This is a genomic window from Micromonospora sp. NPDC051227 (assembly GCF_044455385.1).
GTDB lineage: Bacteria > Actinomycetota > Actinomycetes > Mycobacteriales > Micromonosporaceae > Micromonospora.
Window position 1 is genome coordinate 562,384 of the sequence record NZ_JBITET010000002.1, and the last position, 21,733, is coordinate 584,116.

The following is a 21,733-nucleotide window of genomic DNA, read 5'->3' on the forward strand; positions in this document are numbered from 1 at the left end:
TGAGAGATTATGATGGAATGGGGTTGACGGTGGCGACGGCGAGAGCGCCGGCCACCGCCCTAGTGTGATCACCGAAGGGCCACGTCCCGGGCGGGCCAGGCAGGAGGCAACGACGTGAAACTGCTCGTCACCGGGGGCGCCGGCTTCATCGGGAGCGTGGTGACCCGGATGCTGCTCGACGCGGGTCACCAGGTGGTCATCCTGGACGACCTGCGCACCGGCCACCGCGAGGCCCTCGCCCCGGACGCCACCCACGTGGAGGCGTCCATCCACGACGCCGCCCAGGTCATCACCGCGGACGCCGGGTTCGACGGGGTGTTGCACTTCGCCGCCCTGATCGCCGCCGGCGAGTCGATGGTCAAGCCGGAGCTGTACTGGCACAACAACACCATCGGCACGCTCGCCCTGATCGACGCGGTCCGGGCCGCCGGGGTACCCCGGATGGTCTTCTCCTCCACCGCCGCCGTCTACGGCAACCCCACCGAGCTGCCCATCACCGAAAACGCGGTCAAGGCACCCACCAACACGTACGGCGCCACCAAACTCGCCGTCGACATGGCACTCACCTCCGAGGCGATCGCGCACGGGCTGGCCGCCGTGTCGCTGCGCTACTTCAACGTGGCCGGCGCGCACCTCGACGGCGACATCACGCTCGGCGAGCGGCACGACCCGGAGACGCACCTGATCCCGATCGCGCTGGATGTCGCCGCCGGCCGGCGGGAGAAGCTCCAGCTCTTCGGTGACGACTACCCCACAGTGGACGGCACCTGCGTCCGCGACTACATCCACGTCGCCGACCTGGCCCGCGCGCATCTGCTGGCGCTGGGCGCGGCCACCGGGGGCCAGCACCGGGTCTACAACCTGGGCAACGGCAACGGCTTCACCAACCGGCAGGTCGTCGACGTGGTCCGCGAGGTCACCGGGCACCAACTGCCCGTCGAGGTCGCGCCGCGCCGCGAGGGCGACCCGGCCGAGTTGGTGGCATCGTCCGCACTGGCCCGCGACGAGCTGGGCTGGGTGCCGCAGAAGCCGACCCTGCACGACATGGTTGGGGATGCCTGGGCGTTCTACCGCACGCACATCCTGGGGCAGTCATGAGCCACCCGAGCAGTGACGTCGCCGAGCGGGCTGCGGCCGGCTTCTCCGCGCAGTTCGGTGCCGAGGCTTCCGGCCGCTGGGCGGCACCTGGGCGGGTCAACCTGATCGGTGAGCACACCGACTACAACGAAGGCTTCGTGCTGCCGTTCGCGCTGCCGATGCGTACCGTCGTCGCGGCCGACCGGCAGGACGGGGAGCACTGGACGGCCTGGTCCGAGCTCTCCGGAGAGGCGATCACCTTCGGCGCGGACGACGTCGCCGAACCGGGTCGGGTCACCGGCTGGGGCGCGTACGTAGCGGGTGTGGTCTGGGCGCTGCGCGAGGCCGGTCACCCGGTGCCGGGTGCCCGGCTGGCGATCGCATCCGACGTGCCGCTGGGCGCCGGGCTCTCCTCCTCGGCCGCGCTGGAGTCGGCCGTGCTGGCTGCCCTGCTCGACCTCGGCGAATTGGAGCTCGCCCCGGAACTGCAACCCCGGCTGGCGCAACGGGCGGAGAACGTCTACGTGGGCGCACCGACCGGCATCATGGACCAGTCCGCGGCCATCCGTTGCCGCGCTGGGCACGCCCTCTTCCTCGACTGCCGCGACGAGTCGGTCGAGCACATCCCGTTCGACCTGGACGCCGACGGGCTGGCTGTGCTGGTCATCGACAGCCGGGCACCGCACCGCCACGCCGACGGGGAGTACGCGGCCCGCCGGCGCTCCTGCGAGGCCGGGGCCAGTTCGCTCGGTGTCACCGCGCTGCGCGACGTGGACGTCGACCAGCTCGACGCCGCATTGGCGCGGCTCGACGACGAGGAGACCCGGCGACGGGTCCGGCACGTGGTGACCGAGGACCAACGAGTACTGGACACGGTGGCGCTGCTCCGCGCCGCCCGGGTCCGCGACATCGGCCCGCTGCTGACCGCCTCCCACGTCTCGATGCGGGACGACTTCGAGATCACCGTGCCGGAGATCGACACCGCGGTCGAGGCAGCGTTGGCGGCCGGCGCGCTGGGCGCCCGGATGACCGGCGGCGGCTTCGGCGGCTGCGTGCTCGCGCTGATCGAGGCCGACCGTGCCGACGCGGTAGCCGCCGCCGTGACCGACGCGTACGCGCAACGCGGTTTCACCGCCCCCGGCACCGTGACGGTCCTCCCCTCCCCCGGCGCCACCCGCCTGCCCTGACCCCACCCCCGACCGCCCACCTCCGCTCCAGCCGGTGATCAAGAGGTTTGCGTCAATTCGCCCCCGAATCCTGACGCAAACCTCTTGATCACCCGCCGCAGGCAGGGCCGGGGACGGCGGGCGGTCGGGGGACGGCGGGCGAGCCGATGGGTTGGGGCTAGCTAGCTTCGACGATCATGGCGGCGCCTACCGTTCGGTTGGTCGCCTCGTCGATGATGACGAAGCCGCCGGTGGTGCGATTACGGCGGTACTCGTCGGCCAGCAGCGGCACAGTGGTGCGCAGTCGCACCCGGCCGATCTCGTTGAGCCGCAGTTCGTCGGCGGACTCGTCGCGGTGCAGCGAGTTGATGTCCAGCCGGTAGTGCAGCCCGCGCACGATGGCCCGAGCCGACCGGGTGGTGTGCTTGATCGCGTACCGGCCGCCGACCCGTAGCGGAGCAGTCTCGTCCATCCAGCAGACCATCGCCTCGATGTCCTGGGCCACCGCCGGCGCGTTGTTCGGCCGGCAGATCAGGTCACCGCGGGAGATGTCGATCTCGTCGGCCAGTCGTACCGTCACCGACATCGGCGGGAACGCCTCCGGAACCGGCCCGTCGGCGGTCTCCACGGCGGCGATCCGGCTGGTGAAGCCGGAGGGCAGCACCATCACCTCGTCACCCGGCTTCAGCACGCCGGAGGCGACCTGGCCGGCGTAGCCGCGGTAGTCGGTGACAGTGGTGGACTGCGGACGGATCACGTACTGGACCGGGAACCGGACGTCGACCAGGTTGCGGTCGCTGGCGATGTGCACCCGCTCCAGGTGGTGCAGCAGCGACGGGCCCTCGTACCAGGGCATGTTGTCCGACCGGGTGACGATGTTGTCGCCGCGCAAAGCGGAGACCGGCACCACTGTCAGGTCCGGTACGTCGAGCTTCGCCGCGAACGCGGTGAACTCGTCGGCGATCCGCTCGTAGACCTCCTGCGACCAGTCGACCAGGTCCATCTTGTTGACACAGAGGACCAGGTGCGGCACCCGCAGCAGGGAGCAGAGGAACGCGTGCCGGCGGGACTGCTCGACGAGGCCCTTGCGCGCGTCGACCAGGATCAACGCCAGGTCGGCGGTCGATGCCCCGGTGACCATGTTGCGGGTGTACTGGATGTGGCCTGGCGTGTCGGCGATGATGAACTTGCGCCGGGGGGTGGCGAAGTACCGGTACGCCACGTCGATGGTGATGCCCTGCTCCCGCTCGGCACGCAGACCGTCGGTGAGCAGGGCCAGGTTGGTGTATTCGTCACCGCGGGCCGCGCTGACCGCCTCCACGGCGGCCAACTGGTCGGTGAAGAGCGACTTGGTGTCGTAGAGCAGCCGGCCGATCAGGGTCGACTTCCCGTCGTCCACACTGCCGGCGGTGGCGAACCGCAGCAGGTCCATCGCCCGCGCCTCGGGGGCCGGGGCCACCATCTCGGTGCTCATCAGAAGTAGCCCTCCCGCTTGCGGTCCTCCATGGCGGCCTCACTGACCCGGTCGTCACCACGGGTGGCGCCGCGCTCGGTGATCCGGGTGGCCGCCACCTCCTCGATGACCTTCTCCACCGTGTCCGCGTCGGAACGGACCGCGGCGGTGCAGGAGGCGTCGCCGACGGTGCGGTAGCGCACCTGCGCCTTGAACCGCTCCTCACCCGCGCGGGGGCGGAAGAACTCGTTGACGGCGTAGAACATGCCGTCCCGCTCGATCACCTCGCGCTCGTGCGCGTAGTAGATCGACGGCAGCGGGATGCGCTCCCGGGCGATGTAGTGCCAGACGTCCAGCTCGGTCCAGTTGGACAGCGGGAAGACCCGGATCGACTCACCCGGGTGGTGCCGGCCGTTGTACAGCGACCACAGCTCCGGCCGCTGGTTCTTCGGGTCCCACTGACCGAACTCGTCGCGGAAGCTGAACACCCGCTCCTTCGCCCGCGCCTTCTCCTCGTCCCGGCGGGCGCCACCGAACAGCGCGTCGAAGCGGTGCTTCTCCACCGCGTCCAGCAGCACCGGTGTCTGGATCCGGTTGCGCATGCCGTCACCGGACTCCCGGACCATGCCGCTGGCCAGGGCCTCCGGCACGCTCGCCACCACGAGTTGCAACCCCAGCTCGGCGACCCGTTGGTCGCGGTATTCCAGGACCTCGGGGAAGTTGTGCCCGGTGTCGACGTGCATGACCGGGAAGGGGACGTTGGCCGGGGCGAACGCCTTCTGCGCGAGCCGCAGCATGACGATCGAGTCCTTGCCACCGGAGAAGAGCATCACCGGGCGTTCCATCTCGGCGACCACCTCGCGCATCACGAAGATGCTCTCCGCTTCCAAGGCGTCCAGGTGGGAGACCTGGTACGCCGCGGGGGTGGTCATGACACCGGCTCGATTCGCTCGCTCATCCGATTTCCAGACCTTTCCGGTCGGGCATGTCAAGAAAGTTCGCTCAGGCTACCCGGAATGTTTCTGCAGCGCTGCAAGCAACCGGGTGGCGAGATCCTTGCGGCAGACCAGGAGGTCGGGCAGCCGCGGATCCGCCTCGTTGTATTTCAGCGCAGAACCGTCGATCCGGGAAGCGTGCAGTCCGGTGGCCGTCGCCACAGCGATCGGGGCCGCCGAGTCCCACTCGTACTGCCCACCTGCGTGGATGTACGCGTCCACCTCGCCGGTGACCACCGCGGCGATTTTCGCTCCGGCCGAGCCCATCGGCACCAGGTGCGCCCCGACGTCCTCGGCCAGATCGGTCAGGAAGACCGGCGGCCGGCTCCGGCTCGCGGCCAGGCGGATCTTCCGCTCGCCGGCCGTCGCCGCCTCCACGGTCATCGGCGGGTACGCCGGCGGGTAGTCGGTGCCCAGCACCCGGTGCTGCGCCGGCAAACCCACCGCCCCGGCGACCAGCCCGTGCGGGCTCGGCGCGTTGCGCGCCCAGAGCGCGACGTGCACCGCCCAGTCCGAGCGGCCCTCCTCGGAGAACTCGCGGGTGCCGTCCAACGGGTCGACGATCCACACCCGGTCCGCGTTCAGCCGCGACACCGCTCCGGTGTTCACCTCCGCGGCCCAGGCCAACCGCGACCCCTCGTCCTCCTCGGAGAGCACCGCGTCACCAGGGCGCCACTTCGCCAACTCCGTGCGGATCAGGTCGTGCGACACCTTGTCCCCGGCCGACTTCAGCGCGCCGGCGTCGGCGAAACCCATCTCTGTGCGCAGGTCGAGCAGCGCCTGCCCGGCTCGGGACGCCAACCATCGGGCGAACGCGCCATCGATCATCGGAGGACTGCTCATCTGTCCGCTCCCGTCGCCTCGCCGCGCTGCCCGCACGGGCCGATCCGCCGCGACTCGCGTCGCCGGTCGCGGCACGCCGAAAGGCGCAGACTACCGGCCCGCCGTTTCCGATTCGGGTACGCCCCGCCCGGCTCAGCCGCCGTGGTAGAGGTTCTGGGTCGGCTCCACGCCCTTGGTGATCACCGACTCCACCATGTCGGCGGCCCGGTCCACCAGGAAATCCAGCTCCTTGCGCTCGGCGGCGCCAAAATCCGACAGCACATAATCCGCCGGATCCTGCCGCCCCGGCGGTCGGCCAACGCCGAACCGCACCCGGGCGTAGTCCTTGGTCCCCAACGACTTCGACATCGAGCGCAGGCCGTTGTGCCCGCCCTCGCCGCCGCCGAACTTGACCCGCACCTGGCCGAAGCCGATGTCCAACTCGTCATGCACCGCGATCACCTGCGCGGTCGGCACCTTGTAGAACTGTGCCAACGCCGCGACCGGCCCGCCGGAGAGGTTCATGTACGTCAGTGGCTTGACCAGCACCAGCTTCGGCCCACCGAACCCCAGCCGCGCCTCGGCCACCTCGGCCACCGCCCGCTTGTGCCGGCCGAAACGCGCACCCACCCGCCCGGCCAGCAGCTCGGCCACCATGAACCCGACGTTGTGCCGGTTGCCGGCGTACTCCCGACCCGGGTTTCCCAGGCCGACCACCAGCCACGGCCCCGCCTCGTCCGTCACGACCCGTCCCTTCCGACGCCCAACGCAGCGACTCCCGATATGCCGACAGGCGCCCCCGATCATCCGGGGACGCCTGTCGCACAGTACGAACCGATCAGGCCTCGGTGCGCGCCTCGGTCGTCTCGGCGCCCTCGGCCGGGGCGGCGTCCGCGCCCTCGGAGCCCTCGGTGGTCTCGCCGACCTCGGCCTCGGCCTCGTCGGTGGCAGCCTCGACCTCCGGCAGCGTCGCCTCGAGCTGCTCGGCGGTCGGGGCGGCGGTCACCGACGCGACGGTCAGCTCCGAGTCGACGGCCAGCTCGACGCCGGTCGGCAGCTCGACATCGCCGGCGGTCACCAGGGTGCCCGCCTCCAGGCCCTCGATCGACGCCTCGAGGTGGTCCGGAACCTTGGTGGCGTCCGCGGTCACCGAGAGGGTGTCGTGGTCGTGCACGATCAGGGTGTCCCGGGCAGCCTCGCCGGTCAGCTGGACCGGGACCTCGACGGTGACCTTCTCGCCCCGGCGGACCAGGATCAGGTCGACGTGCTCGAAGGTGTCGCGGATCGGGTCACGCTGGATCGCCTTCGGCAGCGCCAGCACCTGGGTGCCGTCGGCGATGTCGATCGCGAAAAGCTGGTTGGCACCGCCCTTGCGGATCGCGGCGGCGAACTCCCGCGACGGCAGCGCGATGTGCTTGGGCTTCTCGCCGTGGCCGTACAGCACGGCGGGCACCTTGCCGGCCCGGCGGGTACGGCGGGCACCACCCTTGCCGAACTCGGTACGGGGCTCGGCGCTGATCTTTACCTCGGACACGGGGAAACTCCTGATGCTTTTCGCTGCGGCGGCTTGTCGTCTAACGGTGCTGGGGCGAGGGGCTCGCTGGGGCTCATGCGTCATGAACGACTGCCCGGAGCACCGCGTCGATGACGGTGCCTCCGTGCGGCGCTTTTCAGCGGCCCGCCGGGCACCCTCGCCGTGGCAACCGCACCAGTCTACCCGAGCTGTTTCCAGGGTTTCCGGCAGTCCCCGATCACGGCTCAAGACCGGCGCGTCGGTGGTGGTCCCACCAGCGTGCCGGCCCCGTTGCCACCAGTTTGCCAGCCCCGCCCCCGCCAGCCTGTCGAGTGGCGGAAACGGGGCTCAGCCTCAGCTCAGGCCACCGAAGAGGGTGGTCACCGAGCCGTCGTCGAAGACCTCCCGGATCGCCCGCGCCAACAGCGGCGCGATCGACAGCACGGTGAGCTTGTCCAGCTGCTTCTCCGGCGGGAGCGGCAGCGTGTTCGTCACCACGATCTCGCTGATCGAGCTGTTCTTCAGCCGCTCGGTGGCCGGGTCGGACAGCAGCGCGTGGGTGGACGCGACCACGATCTCCGCCGCGCCCGACTCCTTGAGGATGTCCGCGGCCTTGGCGATGGTGCCCCCGGTGTCGATCATGTCGTCGACGATCAGGCAGACCCGGCCCTCCACCTCACCGACCACCCGGTTCGCCACGACCTGGTTCGGCTTCATCGGGTCACGGGTCTTGTGGATGAACGCCAGCGGGCAGCCGCCCAGCCGGTCGGTCCACCGCTCGGCCACCCGCACCCGGCCCGAATCCGGTGCCACCACGGTCATCGGCCGGCCGGCGTACTTGTGCTCGACGTACTCGGCCAGGATGTCCATCGCGAAGAGGTGGTCCACCGGGCCGTCGAAGAAGCCCTGGATCTGCGCGGTGTGCAGGTCGACGGTGAGGATGCGGTTCGCGCCGGCGGTCTTCAGCAGGTCCGCCACCAGGCGGGCCGAGATCGGCTCCCGACCACGGTGCTTCTTGTCCTGGCGGGCGTACGGGTAGAACGGCAGCACCACGGTGATCCGCTTGGCCGACCCCCGCTTCAGCGCGTCCACCATGATCAGGGTCTCCATGACCCAGGTGTTCACCCCGTGCGTGACGGACTGCACCACGAAGGCGTCCGAACCACGTACCGAGTCCTTGAACCGTACGAAGAGCTCGCCGTTGGCGAACTCGTACGCGTCGGCCGGCGTCGGCGCGACGCCGAGCACCTCGCCGATCTCCTTGGCCAACTCCGGAAAGCCACGTCCGGAAAAGAGCATCAGGCTTTTGCGGTTTTCGGCGACGATGCTGCCCATGGGCCCGTCTGCTCCCGTTATGTCGGCGGTACCTGACCCGGTGGTGGTGGGTCAGGGACTATTCGGTTGCAGTATCTCCCGCGCCGGATGCGCCGCCCACCGTCTCGGTCGCCCCGTGGATTGCCTCACTGTGGCTTGCGGCACCGGTCGTACCGGACGCACCCTTCGCGTCGCCGGCCCGCTGCGCCGCCTCCGCCGCGGCAGTGCCGGCGCGCCGCATGACCACCCAGCCCTCGATGTTGCGCTGGCGCGCCCGGGCAACGCCCATCGCCCCGGCCGGAACGTCGTCGACGATCACCGAACCAGCCGCCGTGTACGCCCCGTCGCCCACCTCGACCGGTGCCACGAACATGTTGTCCGCACCGGTCCGCGCGTGGCTGCCGATCACCGTGCGGTGCTTGTTGACCCCGTCGTAGTTCACGAAGACCGACGCGGCGCCGATGTTGGTCTGCTCGCCGATCGTCGCGTCGCCGACGTACGTCAGGTGCGGCACCTTCGCGCCGGCGCCGATCTGCGAGTTCTTCACCTCGACGAACGTGCCGACTTTCGCCTTCTCCGCCAACTGGGCGGCCGGCCGCAGGTACGCGTACGGCCCGACGGTCGCGCCCGCGCCCACCTCGGCGCCGACGGCGTGGCTGCGGATCACCGACGCGGCGGGGCCGACGATCGTGTCGATCAGGGTGACGTCCGGTCCGATCAGCGCGCCCGCGCCGACCACAGTGCCGCCGCGCAACTGGGTGTTCTGGTCGACCACCGCGTCCCGGTCCAGCGCCACCGTCACGTCGATCCAGGTGGTGACGGGGTCGAGCAGGCTCACCCCGGTGCGCATCCACGCCTCGTTGATCCGGTCGCGCAGCAGTCGACGCAGCGTGGCCAGCTCCACCCGGTCGTTGCAGCCCAACGTCTCGACGTGGTCCACGGCGACGTGCACCGCCACCGGCTCACCGGCGGAACGGAGCAGACCGAAGACGTCGGTCAGGTACTCCTCGCCCTGGTCGTTGTCGGTGGAGAGCTTGCCCAGCGCCTCGCGCAGCCGCACCGCGTCGAACGCGTAGATGCCGGCGTTGATCTCCCGGATCGCGCGCTGCGTCGTGTCGGCGTCGCGTTCCTCGACGATCTGCTCCAGGCGGCCGTCGGCGTCCCGCACGATCCGCCCGAGGCCGGTCGGGTCGGGCACCTCGGCGGCCAGCACGGTGGCCGCCGCGGCGGCCTCCTCGTGCGCGGTCACCAGCGCGCCCACCGTCTCGGGTCGCAGCAGGGGCACGTCACCGTTGATCACCACGACGGTGCCGGCGCCATCCGGTACGGCCTCCAGCGCGATCCGTACGGCATGCCCGGTGCCGAGTTGCTGGGCCTGGAGCACCGGAGTGGCGTCCGGGGCGACCTCGGACAGGTGCGCCCGCACCTGGTCGGCGCCGTGCCCCACCACGACGACGGTGCGCTCTGCGCCCAACGGGGCGGCGGCGCTCAGCACGTGACCGAGGAGCGTGCGACCGAGCAGGGGGTGCAGCACCTTGGGCAGTGTCGACTTCATCCGCTTGCCCTCACCGGCGGCGAGTACGACGACGGTACGAAGGTGGGGCTGGGGCACGACGTGGCTCCCGTCGGGACGGCGGACACTCTCGCGGCCATGCTAGCCGCGAGGCCCGGCACGTTCCCCTCTTACCCCCACCGGACCCCAAAACGGGCGCAGGTGGGCAGCTCGGCCGCCAGGGTTCGAACCTGAAATACGGGTACCAAAGACCCGGGTGTTGCCAATTACACCACGGCCGATCAGCGACGCTGAGCATGTCGCTTGAGGGATGGGTGGACATCCCGCCGCTACACCTTAGCGCCCCGGCCGCCGGGCGCCATCGCTCATCCCGCCGTACCGTGAGAGATCGACGCCGTCGACCTCTCGGGGTGAGCGGCCGGGACCTCGATCCCTCGTTTCCGGGGCCGGTCAGACGCCCGCCACCGAGCCTGCTGACCTGGGAGTTCGAGCAGCTACACGAAGATCATTCGAAACCTCCCCGTGCGATCTACGGTGCCGTAAGTTACGGTGACGTAGGCGTAGCTTCGTGATCCAAACCATCCCCCTGCGAGGTCCCATGTCGACTGCTCTGCTCGATTCCAACACCGCCGGCCCCGGCCCCAAACCACTCACCGACGGCAGCCAGTCCCCCGGCATCCTGGCCGCCCTCTGGGCCTTCGTGGTGATCCCCTTCGTCGCCCTGCTGGTCGCCGTGCCGGTGGCGTGGGGCGGCTGGCTGGGCTGGACCGACGTGATCATCGGCCTGGTCTGGTACGTCGTCTCCGGGCTCGGCATCACCGTCGGCTTCCACCGCTACTTCACACACGGCTCGTTCAAGGCCAAGCGGTGGCTGCGGGTGACTCTGGCGGTCGCGGGTTCGCTGGCGGTGCAGGGCGAGATCATTCAGTGGGTCGCCGACCACCGGCGCCACCACGCGTTCTCCGACCTGGAGGGCGACCCGCACTCGCCGTGGCGCTTCGGCACCAGCTTCTGGGCGTTGACCCGGGGCCTGTTCCACGCACACGTGGGCTGGCTGTTCCGCCGGGAGTTGTCCAACCGCGGGCGTTTCGCACCGGACCTCATCGCCGACCGGGACATCAGCCGGGTCGACCGACTCTTCCCCGCGTTGGTGGCCATCTCGCTGCTCGGCCCGGCGCTGATCGGCGGCCTGGTGACCTGGTCCTGGCAGGGCGCGCTGACCGCGTTCTTCTGGGCGGGGCTGGTCCGGATCGGCCTTCTGCACCACGTCACCTGGGCGATCAACTCGGTGTGCCACGTCTACGGTGAGCGTCCGTTCGCGATGCGCCAGGGCGACCGCGCGTCGAACTTCTGGCCGCTGGCGATCCTGTCGTTCGGCGAGAGCTGGCACAACCTGCACCACGCCGACCCGACCAGCGCCCGGCACGGCGTGCTGCGCGGTCAGGTGGACATCTCCGCCCGGGTGATCTGGTTGTTCGAGAAGACCGGCGCGGCGACGCAGGTGCGCTGGCCAAAGCCGGAGCGCCTCGCCGCCAAACTCGTGAAGCCTGTCGCACCCCGCTGAAACCGGGCGGTGCACCGGGATGCCGCCTGGCAGGATGGCCGGATGACCGAGCCATGCGGGGGGACCAGGCGGCTCGGCGGACGGGGCTGCGGGCCCGATCCGGGTACGGTCGAACGGCGCGTCAGGGTGGTCGGACCGCCCGACAGTGAGGCGACCACGTGAACGGGCACAGCGGAGGAACCATTCCACGGCAGGGCGTCACCGAGCGCCAGCGAGGCGGCGACATGCCTGAGGTCAGCGACGAGGCGGCGGCAACTGTCGGCGGCCGACGGGCGACGCCGCCGGCGGCACCGAAAGCCAAGGCCCCTTCCCGGGTCCGCATGTCGGCGGCCCAACGCCGGGAGCAGTTGATCGCGACCGGCCGGCAACTCTTCGCCGAGCGCGGCTTCGACGCCACCTCCATCGAGGAGGTGGCGGCCCGCGCCAAGGTCTCCAAGCCGGTGGTGTACGAGCACTTCGGTGGCAAGGAAGGGCTCTACGCGGTGGTGGTGGACCGGGAGGTCCGGGCCTTGTTGGACCGGATCACCACGGCGTTGACCGCCGGGCATCCGCGGGAGCTGCTGGAACAGGCTGCGCTGGCCCTGCTGACCTACATCGAGGAGGAGACCAGTGGCTTCCGGGTGCTGGTCCGCGAGTCGCCGCTACTGTCCGGCACGGCCACTTTCAGCAGCGTCATGAACGACGTGGCGCACCAGGTCGAGCACATCCTGGGCGCCGAGTACAAGAGCCGCGGGTACGACCCGAAGCTCGCCGAGCTGTACTCACAGGCGCTGGTCGGCATGGTGGCGCTGACCGGCCGCTGGTGGTTGGAGGTGCGGAAGCCGCGCAAGGAGACGGTGGCGGCGCACCTGGTGAACCTGGCCTGGAACGGGTTGTCGCACCTGGAGGCGAAGCCGACGCTGATCACCGCGCGGCGCAACTGACCCCGATCAGCGGCGGTGCGCGTCGGCCACCGGGTGCTTGCGGTGCTCCAATTCCGCCTCGGCGGATTCCGGTGGGCCGACCTTGTCGTAGAGGCCGGTGCCGAGCAGGATCAGGCCGAACAGCATCGACACGATCACTGTCGACATCGAGAAGTTGAGGAAGTTCGCCTCGGTCTGCAGCACCGACATCATCAGGATGCTGGTCACCAGGAACACCACGCCCGCTGTGAGGTTCATGTAGTGGCCGAGGTTGGTGCGCCGTGAGGCCCCGATGATCAGGACGACCCCGAAGACCACCGAGGCGAGCGAGAAGGCCAGGTTGGTCCGGAGTCCGAGGGCCCAGGTGCTGGTACGGGCGAAGAGTGGGTCGCCGATCGTCTCGGCGACGCCCCAGACGCCGAAGACCAGGATGTAGACCCCGATCAGCCCGGAGAGGACCCGGTAGAGCGGCCGTGCCGGATGGTTGACCGGAAAATGCGGCATAGCCCTGAACCCCATCCACCTGAGTTAGACCAATTCAGGAGGATTGTCACCTGAGGCAAGACCGACTGTCCGGAGAACCAGAAAGCCGGAAGGTCCGCCGAAAGGCTGGACCAGGTCAGGTTTTCGCCGGAGCCCGAGCTGCGCAGGGATCAAGCCTGACCGCCCGGAGCAGCTCGGGCTCCGGCGAAAACCCACGGCCGCGACCCACGGCCACGACCCACGACCGCGACCCACGGCCGCAACCACAAAGAAAAGCTCAGAGAACGAGACGAGCCTTCTGGAACGCCTCCGCCTCGTCCTCCGTGCCGACCTTGCCGTACATGCCGACCATGAGCAGCACCAGCGCGGCCGTCATCACCACGATCACAGTGGTGATGCTGAAGTTGAAGATGTTGGCGTCGGTCCGGATGAACGCGAGACCGGCCAGGCTGACCACCATGAGGCTGTACGCCAGCCACTGGTTGATCGCCACGTCGATGTTGCGGCCGAGCCCGGTGCCGACCAGCACGACGATGCCGAGCAGCACGCTGAGCAGCGAGAAGCCGAGGTTGGTGCCCTGACCGAGGACCCGGGTGTCGTCCTGGGCGAGGATCTCGTTGCCGGCGCTCGCGATGATGCCGAGCACACCGAAGACGACCAGGTACAGACCGGTCAGCCCGCCGATCGCCCGGTAGATCGGCCGCGCGGGGTGGTTGACGGGGGTGTGTGCCATGTCTGTGTCTCCAACGCCGTGGGGTAGGTGTCGCCGACGATTGTCTCGCATGTGGTGGTGTGACGCCGCACACGGGGCCCGGACCGGCGCGCCCGGACGGTCAGCTCTCGGGCAGGTCCTCAGCGAGGGTCATCCAGCTCTCCTCGATCCGCTCCCGTTCGGCGCGCAGATCCTTGAGCTGGGTGTCCAACTCGGCGACCCGGGCGTAGTCGGTGGCGTCCGCCGCGAGCTGATCGAGCAGCGTGGTCTCGCGCTGGTCGAGCTTGCTGAGCTGCCGCTCCAGCCGGGTCAGCTCCTTGCGGGCCTGACGGACCTCCGCGGCGGACATGCCGCCTGGCGAGGCGGCAGGGGGCGCGGCGGTCGAGGTGACGCCCGCCCGAGGAGAGCCGGCCCGCTCGGCGGTCCGCGCGAGGTATTCGTCCACACCGCCCGGCAGGTGCACCAGCCGACCGTCGCCGAACATCCCGTACGCCGTGTCGGTGACCCGCTCGATCAGATACCGGTCATGGCTGGCCACGATGATCGTGCCGGGCCACGAGTCGAGCAGGTCCTCCAGCGAGGCGAGAGTGTCCGTGTCCAGATCGTTGGTGGGCTCGTCGAAGAGCAGCACGTTGGGCTCGCCGGCCAGCAGCCGCAGCATCTGCAACCGGCGGCGTTCCCCACCGGAGAGGTCACTGACCGGGGTCCAGAGCCGGCGGTCGTCGAAGCCGAACACCTCGGCGAGCTGCGCGGCGGAGACCTCGCGGTCGCCGAGCTGAACCCGGCGGGCGACCTCCTCCACCGCCTCCAGCACCCGCAGGTGCCCGGGCAACTCCCTGAGCTCCTGGGAGAGGAAGGCGGGCCGCACCGTGGAGCCGGTGCCGAACCGGCCACCGTCGGGGCGGGTGATGCCGGCGAGCATCCGTAGCAGCGTGGTCTTGCCGGCGCCGTTCGCGCCGAGGATGGCGATCCGGTCGCCGGGGCCGACCAGCCAGGTGACGTCGCGCAGGATCTCCTTCGGGCCGGCGTGCAGCTCGACGTTCTCCAGGTCGTACACCTGCTTGCCCAGCCGGGAGGTGGCCATCCGCTGCAACGACATGGTGTCGCGCGCCGGTGGCACGTCGGCGATCAACGCGTTCGCGGCGTCGATGCGGAACTGCGGCTTGGAGGTCCGGGCGGGCGGGCCACGGCGCAGCCAGGCGATCTCCTTGCGGAGCAGGTTCTGCCGGCGGGCCTCGGTGGCGGCGGCGACCCGCTCGCGCTCGGCGCGGGCGAGGGTCCAGGCGGCAAAGCCCCCCTCGTAGGCGCGGACGGTCTGGTCGGCGACCTCCCACGTGTTGGTGCAGACCGCGTCCAGGAACCACCGGTCGTGGGTGACCACGACCAGGGCTCCCTTGCGGCCGACCAGGTGCCGGGCCAGCCAGTCGACCCCGCCGACGTCCAGGTGGTTGGTGGGCTCGTCGAGGATGAGCAGGTCGGAGTCGCGGACGAGCAGCGCGGCGAGCGCCACCCGGCGGCGTTCGCCACCGGACATCGGGCCGACCGGCTGGTCGAGGCCGAGGTGCGGCATGCCGAGGCCGTCGAGGATGGCTCGCACCCCGGAGTCGCCGGCCCACTCGTGCTCGGCCCCCATGCCCTCGGCGAGCCAGGCGGTGCCGAGCACCACGTCCCGGACGGTGGCCTCGGGGGCGAGGGTGAGCTGCTGCGGCAGCCAGAGCACGCGCAGGTCACGGCGGTGGGTCACCCGGCCGTCGTCGGGGTCCTCCTGCTTGGTGAGCAGCCGCAGCAGGGTGGACTTGCCGGCGCCGTTGAGGCCGACCACGCCGATCCGGTCGGCGTCGTCCAGGCCGAGCGAAACGTCCGTGAGCAGCCGCCCGGCGGCGCCGTACCCCTTGGACACCCGGTCCAGATTGACGATGTTCGCCACGTTCCACCCTTCATGATCAAGGCGTCCCGGTGCCGGCGGGCACCTGGACGCCTGTCCCAAGGGTACGCGGACGCCCCGAACGCCCGCGCCGCGCGCCAGCAGCCCGGTGGGACGCGTCGTCAGCCGACGCGGGCGCCGGCGACCGGACCGTGCGCGACCCGCGCCTCCCGGCAGACGCCCGCAGCGGTCAGCTCGGCGGCGATCCGCTCCGCGTCGGCCGCGTTGGCGGCGAGAAACACACAGGTCGGGCCGGAGCCGGAGACGATGCCGGTGAGCGCGCCGGCCGCCTCGCCGGCCTTCAGGGTGTCGGCCAGCGCCGGGCGCATTGCCAGCGCGGCGTCCTGGAGGTCGTTGCCGAGCGTACGGGCGAGCACCCGGGGGTCACGCTGGCGCAGCGCGCCCAGCAGCGCGTCGGTGCTGCCCAGCGGGGCGCCGGCGGCACCGGAGTCGCGGAGCCGGTCCAGCTCCCGGTACGCGGTCGGGGTGGACAGGCCGACGTCGGCGATCGCCACCACCCAGTGCCAGGAAGTGGGGCGGGCCAGCACCGGGCTGATCGCCTCACCCCGCCCGGTGCCCAGCGCCGTGCCACCGTAGATCAGGAACGGCACGTCGGAGCCGAGGTCGGCGGCGATGCCGGCCAGCTCGTCGCGGGACAGCCCGGTGCCCCAGAGCGTGTCGCAGGCCACCAGCGCGGCGGCCGCGTCGGCGCTGCCACCGGCCAATCCACCGGCGAGCGGGATCTGCTTGCGCAGGTGCAGTCGGGCGTGCGGCAGCACCCCCGCGTACCCGGCGAGGGCGTGCGCGGCGCGGATCACCAGGTTGGTGTCGTCCAGGGCCAGCTCGCCCGTGCCCTCACCCTCCATGGTCAGGGCGAGGGTGTCGCCCCGGCGGGCCGTCAGCTCGTCGTAGATCGAGATGGCGTGGTAGACCGTGTTCAGCTCGTGGTAGCCGTCTCGTCGCAGCGGGCCCACCCCGAGGTGCAGGTTGATCTTCGCGGGAACCCGCACCCGCACCGGGCCGATGGCCCCGCGTCGCTCGTCGTCGTCCGGTCGCCAGGCCTCGGTCACGGGGTGATGTCCCGAAGGTGCAGGCGGATGTCGAACGGCTTGGCCACGATCAGCTCCTCGGCGTCCTCGGCGGGCACGGCGTCAGCCTACTTCCCGGCCGGCGTACCGACCGGAGCCGACGCGGCGATGGCGGCGAACTGCTCGACGGTCAGTGACTCCCCGCGGGCACCGGGGTCGACGCCCGCGGCGGTGAGCGCCGCGGCGGCCCGGTCCGCGCCACCGGCCCAGCCGGCCAACGCGGCGCGCAGCGTCTTGCGCCGCTGGGCGAACGCCGCGTCCACCACGGCGAAGACCCGCTCCCTCGGTACGTCGGCGCGCGGCGGCTCGTGGCAGGTGAAGGAGACCAGGCCGGAGTCGACGTTGGGCACCGGCCAGAACACGTTCGGCGGCACCTTGCCGGCGCCCCGGGCCTGGGCGTACCAGGCGAGCTTCACCGACGGGATGCCGTACACCTTGGAGCCGGGACCGGCGACGAGCCGGTCGGCGACCTCCTTCTGCACCATCACCAGGCCGTGTCGCAGGGTGGGCAGCACGGCGAGCAGGTGCAGCACCACTGGCACGGCGACGTTGTAGGGCAGGTTCGCCACCAGCGCGGTCGGTGCCGGGTCGGCCAGCTCGGCGGCGGCGATGCGCAGCGCGTCCGCGCGGTGCACTGTGAGCCGGGCGGCGTCGGCCCCGGCGTGCCGCTCGACGGTCTCCGCCAGCGCCCCGGCGAGCACCGGGTCGATCTCCACGGCGTGCACGTGCCCGGCGACCGGCAGCAGCCCCAGGGTCAGCGAGCCGAGCCCGGGCCCCACCTCCAGGGCCACGTCGTCGGCGGTGAGGCCGGCGGCGGTCACGATCCGGCGCACGGTGTTCGGGTCGTGCACGAAGTTCTGGCCCAGCTTCTTGGTGGGCGCGACGCCCAGCCGGGCGGCGAGTTCCCGGATCTCCGCCGGGCCGAGGAGACCGGTCATGGCTGGCAGCGTAGCGACGGGGTCGGTGCCGACCGTCGGGCCGGGCTCACCATGGGCCGAAGGCCCGGTCGCCGGTGGCGGAGATGGCCGTGCACAGCTCGTCCAGGTCGCTGCCGGTGGTCGCGGCGAGCGCGCGGACGGTGAGCGGAATCAGGTACGACGCGTTCGGCCGGCCGCGGTACGGCATCGGGGTGAGGTACGGGGCGTCGGTCTCCACCAGCATCTGCTCGATCGGGGTGAGCGCGGCGGCCTCGCGCAGCGCCGTCGCGCTGCCGAAGGTGACGGTGCCGGCGAAGCTCAGCAGGTAGCCGCGGCGGACGCACTCGCGGGCGAAGTCGGCGTCGCCGGAGAAGCAGTGCAGCACCACCCGGTCGGGAGCGCCCTCGTCGTCGAGGATTCGCAGCACGTCGGCGTGCGCGTCGCGGTCGTGGATGACCAGGGTCTTGTCGTACCGCTTGGCGATGGCGATATGCGCCCGAAAACTCTGCTCCTGCGCGGCACGCCCCTCGTCGCCGGTCCGGAAGAAGTCCATTCCGGTCTCGCCGATCCCCCGGACCCGGTCGCGGGCGGCGAGTGCCTCGATCTCCCGCAACGCCTCGTCGAGGTCGCTGAGCCGGGGCGCCTCGTTGGGATGCAGCGCCACGGTGGCCAGCACGGCGGGGTACCGGTCGGCGGTGTCCGCGCCCCATTGGGAGGAGGCGACGTCCACGCCCACCTGGACCAGGCGGTCCACGCCGACCTTCGTGGCCAACGCGATGGCCACGGCAACCGGGTCGTCGGCCGGCCCGCCGCCGGGTACACCGGCCTCGCTGACCGTGATGTCCAGGTGGGTGTGGCTGTCCAGCACCGCCCGGGGCAACGACTCGGGGGCGGGCGGAAACTCTCCGGCCCGCCGGGCGGCACGCTCGCGGCGGGATTCAGTGGGCTCGCTCATCAGCGACAGCATCACACACCGGGCCTGTCCATCTGCCCGCCACCCGACGTTCACCCCGACTACGCCGCGCGACTCTACGGTCGCTCACGAGCGGACGCGACAGCGTGCGAACCTCATCCCACCGAGCAGCGAGGCGACGGCATGAGCGTCACCCCCCAGGCCGGTGGCAGCGCCGGTGAACGGACCGGACTGCACGTGGCGTTCGGCGGCGGCGTGTACCCGGCCGAGGAGATCGCCCGAGGCGCCGCGTACGAGTTGTTCAGCGCCGACGAGGTGACCGGCTTCGAGTGGGCACCTCGCCCGGGTAGCGCCCTGCCGTGGCACCGGTTCGTGCACGTCACCGAGGTGACCGCGGTGCACGGGGCGACGGAGCCGGCAGACGAGCCGGAGACGCCGCTGCTGATCCCCGCTCACCGCGAGCGGGGTTGGGCGTACCTGCACCAGCTCAGCCAGCAGCCGGCGGCGGCGGGCGACCCGATGCTGGCGGCGGCGCGCGCGTCGGCGGTGGTCCGGCGGGGCACCCGGATGATGAAGGTGCTCTCGGCCCAGCAGCTCGCCGGCTACGTACGGGGTTGGCTGCCGCACGGCTTCTGCTATCGCGAGCACGACGTGGCGCACCTGCGTACACCGGCGACGACGACGGTGCTGCGTACCGATGGCGACGCTGGCCGGGACGGCCCGGACGTGGCGTACGCGCTGCGCTGGCGCGCGTCCGACCCGGGTGACTACGACGTGCCGGTGGGCCCGGCACACTGCGGCCTGACCGCGCTGGCCTCCCGGGACCGGCTCGGCGCCCCGGTGCTCGGCACCGGCTTCGTGCCCAGCAACGGTCAGCTCATCCCGGAGTTCGTCACCCGGGACTTCGCCGACCTGCCGATGCCGGCGAACGCCGCCCTCATCGCGTACCCGGCGGAGGGGGTGGAGGTGGTGCTGTACACCTACCAGGCCGAGCAGCGCGGGTGGCTACGGATGGTGGGCCCGCAGTGGCGGCACCTGCTGGCCGCGGTGCCGGGCCTCTCCCCGGACCAGGAGTACGTGCCGAATGCCGACACCCCCCGCTCCACCCAGCTGGTCGGCATGTACGGCGACAGCGAGTACGAGGCGGTCGCCGATCTACCCGGTGGGTTCCGGGTGCTGGCGATGACCCGGGCGGCCCGTTACCCGGTGGACGCGGTGGCCCGCCGGGTCCGGTTCGCCCAGTGGCGGGGCGTGCCGTGCCTGGTGCTGCGGGAGGAGGCCGGCTGGCTGCGGGTGCGCCTGCGCTACCCGAACCCGGACACCGTGGTCACGACCGGCGCCCAGTGTCAGGAACGTGGCATCTACGAGGCCTGGGCGCCGGGCGCCGAGGTGACCGAGGACCAGGTGATGGACACCCGGTACGCGATGTGACCGCGCGGCGGCGGGGCACCCGCCGCCGCGCGTCGTGCGCTCAGTCGGCGAGCCGGGCCAGTTCCTCGTCGACGATCGACGGGTCGAGCTTGCGGAACACCGGCTTCGGCGCGGCCAGCGGGCGACCCGCCTCGATCGACACCGACTCCCAGCGCGCGCCGACGGTGTAGTCCCCGGTCAGCACCGGGTACGCCGGGCCGCCGTCCAGGTCGTCGACCTGCTCGATCACCGGCATCGGCGCGTGCACGCCGGTGCCCCCGAGCAGCTCGTGCACCTGCTGCGCGGAGTGCGGCAGGAACGGGGTGAGCAGCGTGTTGGCATCGCTGATCACCTGAAGGGCGACGTGCAGGATGGTGCCCATCCGGGGCTTGTCCGCCTCATCCTTGAGCTTCCAGGGCGCCTGCTCGGAGAGGTACCTGTTGGCCTCGGCGACCACCTTCATGGCCTCACCGATCGCCTGCTTCTGCCGGTGCCGGCCGATCAGGTCGCCGACTCCTGTGAACCCGGTCCGGGCGACAGCGAGCAGCGCCTGGTCGGCCTCGGTGAGCCCGGCCGGGTCGACCGGCGGGATCGCCCCGAAGTTCTTCGCGGCCATCGAGACGCACCGGTTGACCAGGTTTCCCCAACCGGCGACCAACTCGTCGTTGTTGCGGCGCAGGAACTCGGCCCAGGTGAAGTCGGTGTCGTTGCTCTCCGGGCCGGCGGCGGCGATGAAGTAGCGCAGCGCGTCGGCGTCGTAGCGCTCCAGGAAGTCGCGAACGTAGATGACCACCTTGCGGGACGAGGAGAACTTGCGTCCCTCCATGGTCAGGTACTCGCTCGACACCACCTCGGTGGGCAGGTTGAGTCGACCCAGCTCGCCCGGCTCACCGTCGCGGGAGCCCTCGCCGGAGTAGCCGGAGAGCAGCGCCGGCCAGATCACCGAGTGGAAGACGATGTTGTCCTTGCCCATGAAGTAGTAGGACTGGGCGTCCTTCCCCGCTCCGTCGGCGGACCAGTACTTCCGCCACGCGTCCGGGTCGCCCGAGCGACGGGCCCATTCGATCGAGGCGGACAGGTAGCCGATCACGGCGTCGAACCACACGTAGATCCGCTTGTCCGGCCGGTCGCGCCAGCCGTCGAGCGGGATCGGTACGCCCCATTCCAGGTCCCGGGTGATCGCCCGGGGCTGGAGGTCGTCGAGCAGGTTCCGGGAGAACCGCAGCACGTTGGGCCGCCACCCCTCGCGGGTGTCCAGCCACTGCCGCAGCACCTCGGCCAGGGCCGGCAGGTCCAGGAAGAAGTGCTCGGTCTCGACGAACTTCGGAGTCTCTCCGTTGATCCGCGACGTCGGGTTGATCAGGTCGATCGGGTCGAGCTGGTTGCCGCAGTTGTCGCACTGGTCACCGCGGGCGCTGTCGTACCCGCAGATCGGGCAGGTGCCCTCGATGTAGCGGTCGGGCAGGGTGCGCCCGGTGGACGGGGAGATCGCGCCCATTGTGGTCTTCGGCACGATGTAGCCGTTGCGGTACATCCCCTCGAACAACTCCTGCACCACCGCGTAGTGGTTGCGGGTGGTGGTGCGGGTGAACAGGTCGTAGGAGAGACCGAGGCCGTGCAGGTCCTCGACGATCACCCTGTTGTACCGGTCGGCCAGCTCGCGCGGGGTCACCCCGTCGGCGTCGGCCTGCACCTGGATCGGGGTGCCGTGCTCGTCGGTGCCGGAGACCATGAGCACGTCGTGGCCGGCCATCCGCATATACCGGGCGAAGACGTCGGAGGGAACGCCGAAACCGGAGACGTGGCCGATGTGGCGGGGGCCGTTGGCGTACGGCCAGGCCACTGCCGCGAGAACGTGACTCATGAGCAGTGAGCCTAGTGACCCGTCCGGGGCGTTCGCGAACCAATGGGGGGTGCCGGACCGGCGGACCGGGCCAACCACCCCGCCCGTTGGTCCGATTTGTCGT

19 protein-coding genes and 1 tRNA gene are annotated in these 21,733 nt (G+C 71.0%); 5 read left to right on the top strand and 15 right to left on the bottom strand.

What is annotated here, in order from left to right:
• Window positions 1–168: 168 nt before the first annotated feature.
• Both galE and galK read left to right on the top strand, forming a co-directional pair.
• Window positions 169–1,098: a UDP-glucose 4-epimerase GalE gene (galE, locus tag ACIA47_RS06685; RefSeq protein WP_396706403.1), complete on the top strand. Its 930-nt coding sequence runs from the start codon at window positions 169–171 to the stop codon at window positions 1,096–1,098.
• Entirely contained in the window at window positions 1,095–2,264 is a 1,170-nt protein-coding gene (galK, locus tag ACIA47_RS06690) for a galactokinase (RefSeq protein ID WP_396706029.1), read from the top strand. The genes galE and galK overlap by 4 nt, the downstream gene beginning before the upstream one ends.
• Before the next feature lie 157 nt (window positions 2,265–2,421).
• On the opposite strand, the gene ACIA47_RS06695 is transcribed toward galK, so the two are convergent.
• From ACIA47_RS06695 to ACIA47_RS06730, 8 genes are all read right to left on the bottom strand, one after another.
• On the bottom strand, window positions 2,422–3,717 hold the full coding sequence (locus tag ACIA47_RS06695) for a sulfate adenylyltransferase subunit 1 (protein ID WP_396706031.1): 1,296 nt from the start codon (window positions 3,715–3,717) through the stop codon (window positions 2,422–2,424).
• Complete coding sequence (cysD, locus tag ACIA47_RS06700; protein ID WP_091394617.1) at window positions 3,717–4,628, bottom strand: sulfate adenylyltransferase subunit CysD; 912 nt, start codon at window positions 4,626–4,628, stop codon at window positions 3,717–3,719. The genes ACIA47_RS06695 and cysD overlap by 1 nt, the downstream gene beginning before the upstream one ends.
• Before the next feature lie 75 nt (window positions 4,629–4,703).
• Window positions 4,704–5,534 (bottom strand): 3'(2'),5'-bisphosphate nucleotidase CysQ, encoded by an 831-nt coding sequence (locus tag ACIA47_RS06705; RefSeq protein ID WP_091394622.1) that lies wholly within the window; start codon window positions 5,532–5,534, stop codon window positions 4,704–4,706.
• 132 nt (window positions 5,535–5,666) lie between these two features.
• Window positions 5,667–6,257, bottom strand: coding sequence for an aminoacyl-tRNA hydrolase (gene pth / locus ACIA47_RS06710; protein ID WP_396706034.1), 591 nt, complete (start codon window positions 6,255–6,257; stop codon window positions 5,667–5,669).
• Window positions 6,258–6,351: 94 nt separating this feature from the next.
• Complete coding sequence (locus ACIA47_RS06715; RefSeq protein WP_112581637.1) at window positions 6,352–7,047, bottom strand: 50S ribosomal protein L25/general stress protein Ctc; 696 nt, start codon at window positions 7,045–7,047, stop codon at window positions 6,352–6,354.
• A 333-nt stretch (window positions 7,048–7,380) separates the two neighbouring features.
• Entirely contained in the window at window positions 7,381–8,361 is a 981-nt protein-coding gene (locus tag ACIA47_RS06720; RefSeq protein WP_091394633.1) for a ribose-phosphate diphosphokinase, read from the bottom strand.
• A gap of 58 nt (window positions 8,362–8,419) precedes the next feature.
• Entirely contained in the window at window positions 8,420–9,952 is a 1,533-nt protein-coding gene (glmU, locus tag ACIA47_RS06725; protein ID WP_396706037.1) for a bifunctional UDP-N-acetylglucosamine diphosphorylase/glucosamine-1-phosphate N-acetyltransferase GlmU, read from the bottom strand.
• A 110-nt stretch (window positions 9,953–10,062) separates the two neighbouring features.
• Window positions 10,063–10,134 (bottom strand) — tRNA-Gln (locus ACIA47_RS06730).
• A 317-nt stretch (window positions 10,135–10,451) separates the two neighbouring features.
• On the opposite strand from ACIA47_RS06730, the gene ACIA47_RS06735 reads away from it, so the two are divergent.
• Both ACIA47_RS06735 and ACIA47_RS06740 read left to right on the top strand, forming a co-directional pair.
• On the top strand, window positions 10,452–11,417 hold the full coding sequence (locus tag ACIA47_RS06735) for an acyl-CoA desaturase (protein ID WP_091394639.1): 966 nt from the start codon (window positions 10,452–10,454) through the stop codon (window positions 11,415–11,417).
• A 224-nt stretch (window positions 11,418–11,641) separates the two neighbouring features.
• Window positions 11,642–12,340, top strand: a complete 699-nt coding sequence (locus ACIA47_RS06740) for a TetR family transcriptional regulator (protein WP_396706039.1) — start codon at window positions 11,642–11,644, stop codon at window positions 12,338–12,340.
• A 6-nt stretch (window positions 12,341–12,346) separates the two neighbouring features.
• Here the strand turns inward: ACIA47_RS06740 and ACIA47_RS06745 are convergent, their stop codons facing one another.
• The 6 genes from ACIA47_RS06745 to ACIA47_RS06770 all read right to left on the bottom strand — a co-directional run bounded on the left by ACIA47_RS06745 (window position 12,347) and on the right by ACIA47_RS06770 (window position 18,410).
• Entirely contained in the window at window positions 12,347–12,823 is a 477-nt protein-coding gene (locus tag ACIA47_RS06745) for a DUF4383 domain-containing protein (protein ID WP_203125349.1), read from the bottom strand.
• 256 nt (window positions 12,824–13,079) lie between these two features.
• Window positions 13,080–13,535 (bottom strand): DUF4383 domain-containing protein, encoded by a 456-nt coding sequence (locus tag ACIA47_RS06750; protein WP_396706041.1) that lies wholly within the window; start codon window positions 13,533–13,535, stop codon window positions 13,080–13,082.
• A 100-nt stretch (window positions 13,536–13,635) separates the two neighbouring features.
• A complete protein-coding gene (locus ACIA47_RS06755; protein ID WP_396706043.1) occupies window positions 13,636–15,441 on the bottom strand; it encodes an ABC-F family ATP-binding cassette domain-containing protein in 1,806 nt (601 codons plus the stop codon).
• 119 nt (window positions 15,442–15,560) lie between these two features.
• Window positions 15,561–16,508, bottom strand: coding sequence for a 4-(cytidine 5'-diphospho)-2-C-methyl-D-erythritol kinase (locus ACIA47_RS06760; RefSeq protein ID WP_396706045.1), 948 nt, complete (start codon window positions 16,506–16,508; stop codon window positions 15,561–15,563).
• A gap of 86 nt (window positions 16,509–16,594) precedes the next feature.
• Window positions 16,595–17,464, bottom strand: a complete 870-nt coding sequence (gene rsmA / locus ACIA47_RS06765; RefSeq protein ID WP_396706047.1) for a 16S rRNA (adenine(1518)-N(6)/adenine(1519)-N(6))-dimethyltransferase RsmA — start codon at window positions 17,462–17,464, stop codon at window positions 16,595–16,597.
• A gap of 46 nt (window positions 17,465–17,510) precedes the next feature.
• Window positions 17,511–18,410 (bottom strand): TatD family hydrolase, encoded by a 900-nt coding sequence (locus tag ACIA47_RS06770; RefSeq protein ID WP_396706049.1) that lies wholly within the window; start codon window positions 18,408–18,410, stop codon window positions 17,511–17,513.
• Between the two features lie 129 nt (window positions 18,411–18,539).
• Between ACIA47_RS06770 and ACIA47_RS06775 the strand changes: the two genes are divergently transcribed.
• Window positions 18,540–19,787: a hypothetical protein gene (locus ACIA47_RS06775; protein ID WP_396706051.1), complete on the top strand. Its 1,248-nt coding sequence runs from the start codon at window positions 18,540–18,542 to the stop codon at window positions 19,785–19,787.
• A 40-nt stretch (window positions 19,788–19,827) separates the two neighbouring features.
• Here the strand turns inward: ACIA47_RS06775 and metG are convergent, their stop codons facing one another.
• Window positions 19,828–21,630 (bottom strand): methionine--tRNA ligase, encoded by a 1,803-nt coding sequence (metG, locus tag ACIA47_RS06780; protein WP_396706053.1) that lies wholly within the window; start codon window positions 21,628–21,630, stop codon window positions 19,828–19,830.
• Between the last annotated feature and the right edge of the window lie 103 nt (window positions 21,631–21,733).

What these genes read in the sequence shown, in the direction of transcription:
- galE (WP_396706403.1), top strand. Translation starts at nt 169, where the DNA reads ATGCTGCTCGACGCGGGTCACCAGGTGGTCATCCTGGACGACCTGCGC.
- galK (WP_396706029.1), top strand. Translation starts at nt 1,095, where the DNA reads ATGAGCCACCCGAGCAGTGACGTCGCCGAGCGGGCTGCGGCCGGCTTC.
- ACIA47_RS06695 (WP_396706031.1), bottom strand. Translation starts at nt 3,717, where the DNA reads ATGAGCACCGAGATGGTGGCCCCGGCCCCCGAGGCGCGGGCGATGGAC.
- cysD (WP_091394617.1), bottom strand. Translation starts at nt 4,628, where the DNA reads ATGACCACCCCCGCGGCGTACCAGGTCTCCCACCTGGACGCCTTGGAA.
- ACIA47_RS06705 (WP_091394622.1), bottom strand. Translation starts at nt 5,534, where the DNA reads ATGAGCAGTCCTCCGATGATCGATGGCGCGTTCGCCCGATGGTTGGCG.
- ACIA47_RS06720 (WP_091394633.1), bottom strand. Translation starts at nt 8,361, where the DNA reads ATGGGCAGCATCGTCGCCGAAAACCGCAAAAGCCTGATGCTCTTTTCC.
- ACIA47_RS06735 (WP_091394639.1), top strand. Translation starts at nt 10,452, where the DNA reads ATGTCGACTGCTCTGCTCGATTCCAACACCGCCGGCCCCGGCCCCAAA.
- ACIA47_RS06740 (WP_396706039.1), top strand. Translation starts at nt 11,642, where the DNA reads ATGCCTGAGGTCAGCGACGAGGCGGCGGCAACTGTCGGCGGCCGACGG.
- ACIA47_RS06745 (WP_203125349.1), bottom strand. Translation starts at nt 12,823, where the DNA reads ATGCCGCATTTTCCGGTCAACCATCCGGCACGGCCGCTCTACCGGGTC.
- ACIA47_RS06750 (WP_396706041.1), bottom strand. Translation starts at nt 13,535, where the DNA reads ATGGCACACACCCCCGTCAACCACCCCGCGCGGCCGATCTACCGGGCG.
- rsmA (WP_396706047.1), bottom strand. Translation starts at nt 17,464, where the DNA reads ATGACCGGTCTCCTCGGCCCGGCGGAGATCCGGGAACTCGCCGCCCGG.
- ACIA47_RS06770 (WP_396706049.1), bottom strand. Translation starts at nt 18,410, where the DNA reads ATGCTGTCGCTGATGAGCGAGCCCACTGAATCCCGCCGCGAGCGTGCC.
- ACIA47_RS06775 (WP_396706051.1), top strand. Translation starts at nt 18,540, where the DNA reads ATGAGCGTCACCCCCCAGGCCGGTGGCAGCGCCGGTGAACGGACCGGA.
- metG (WP_396706053.1), bottom strand. Translation starts at nt 21,630, where the DNA reads ATGAGTCACGTTCTCGCGGCAGTGGCCTGGCCGTACGCCAACGGCCCC.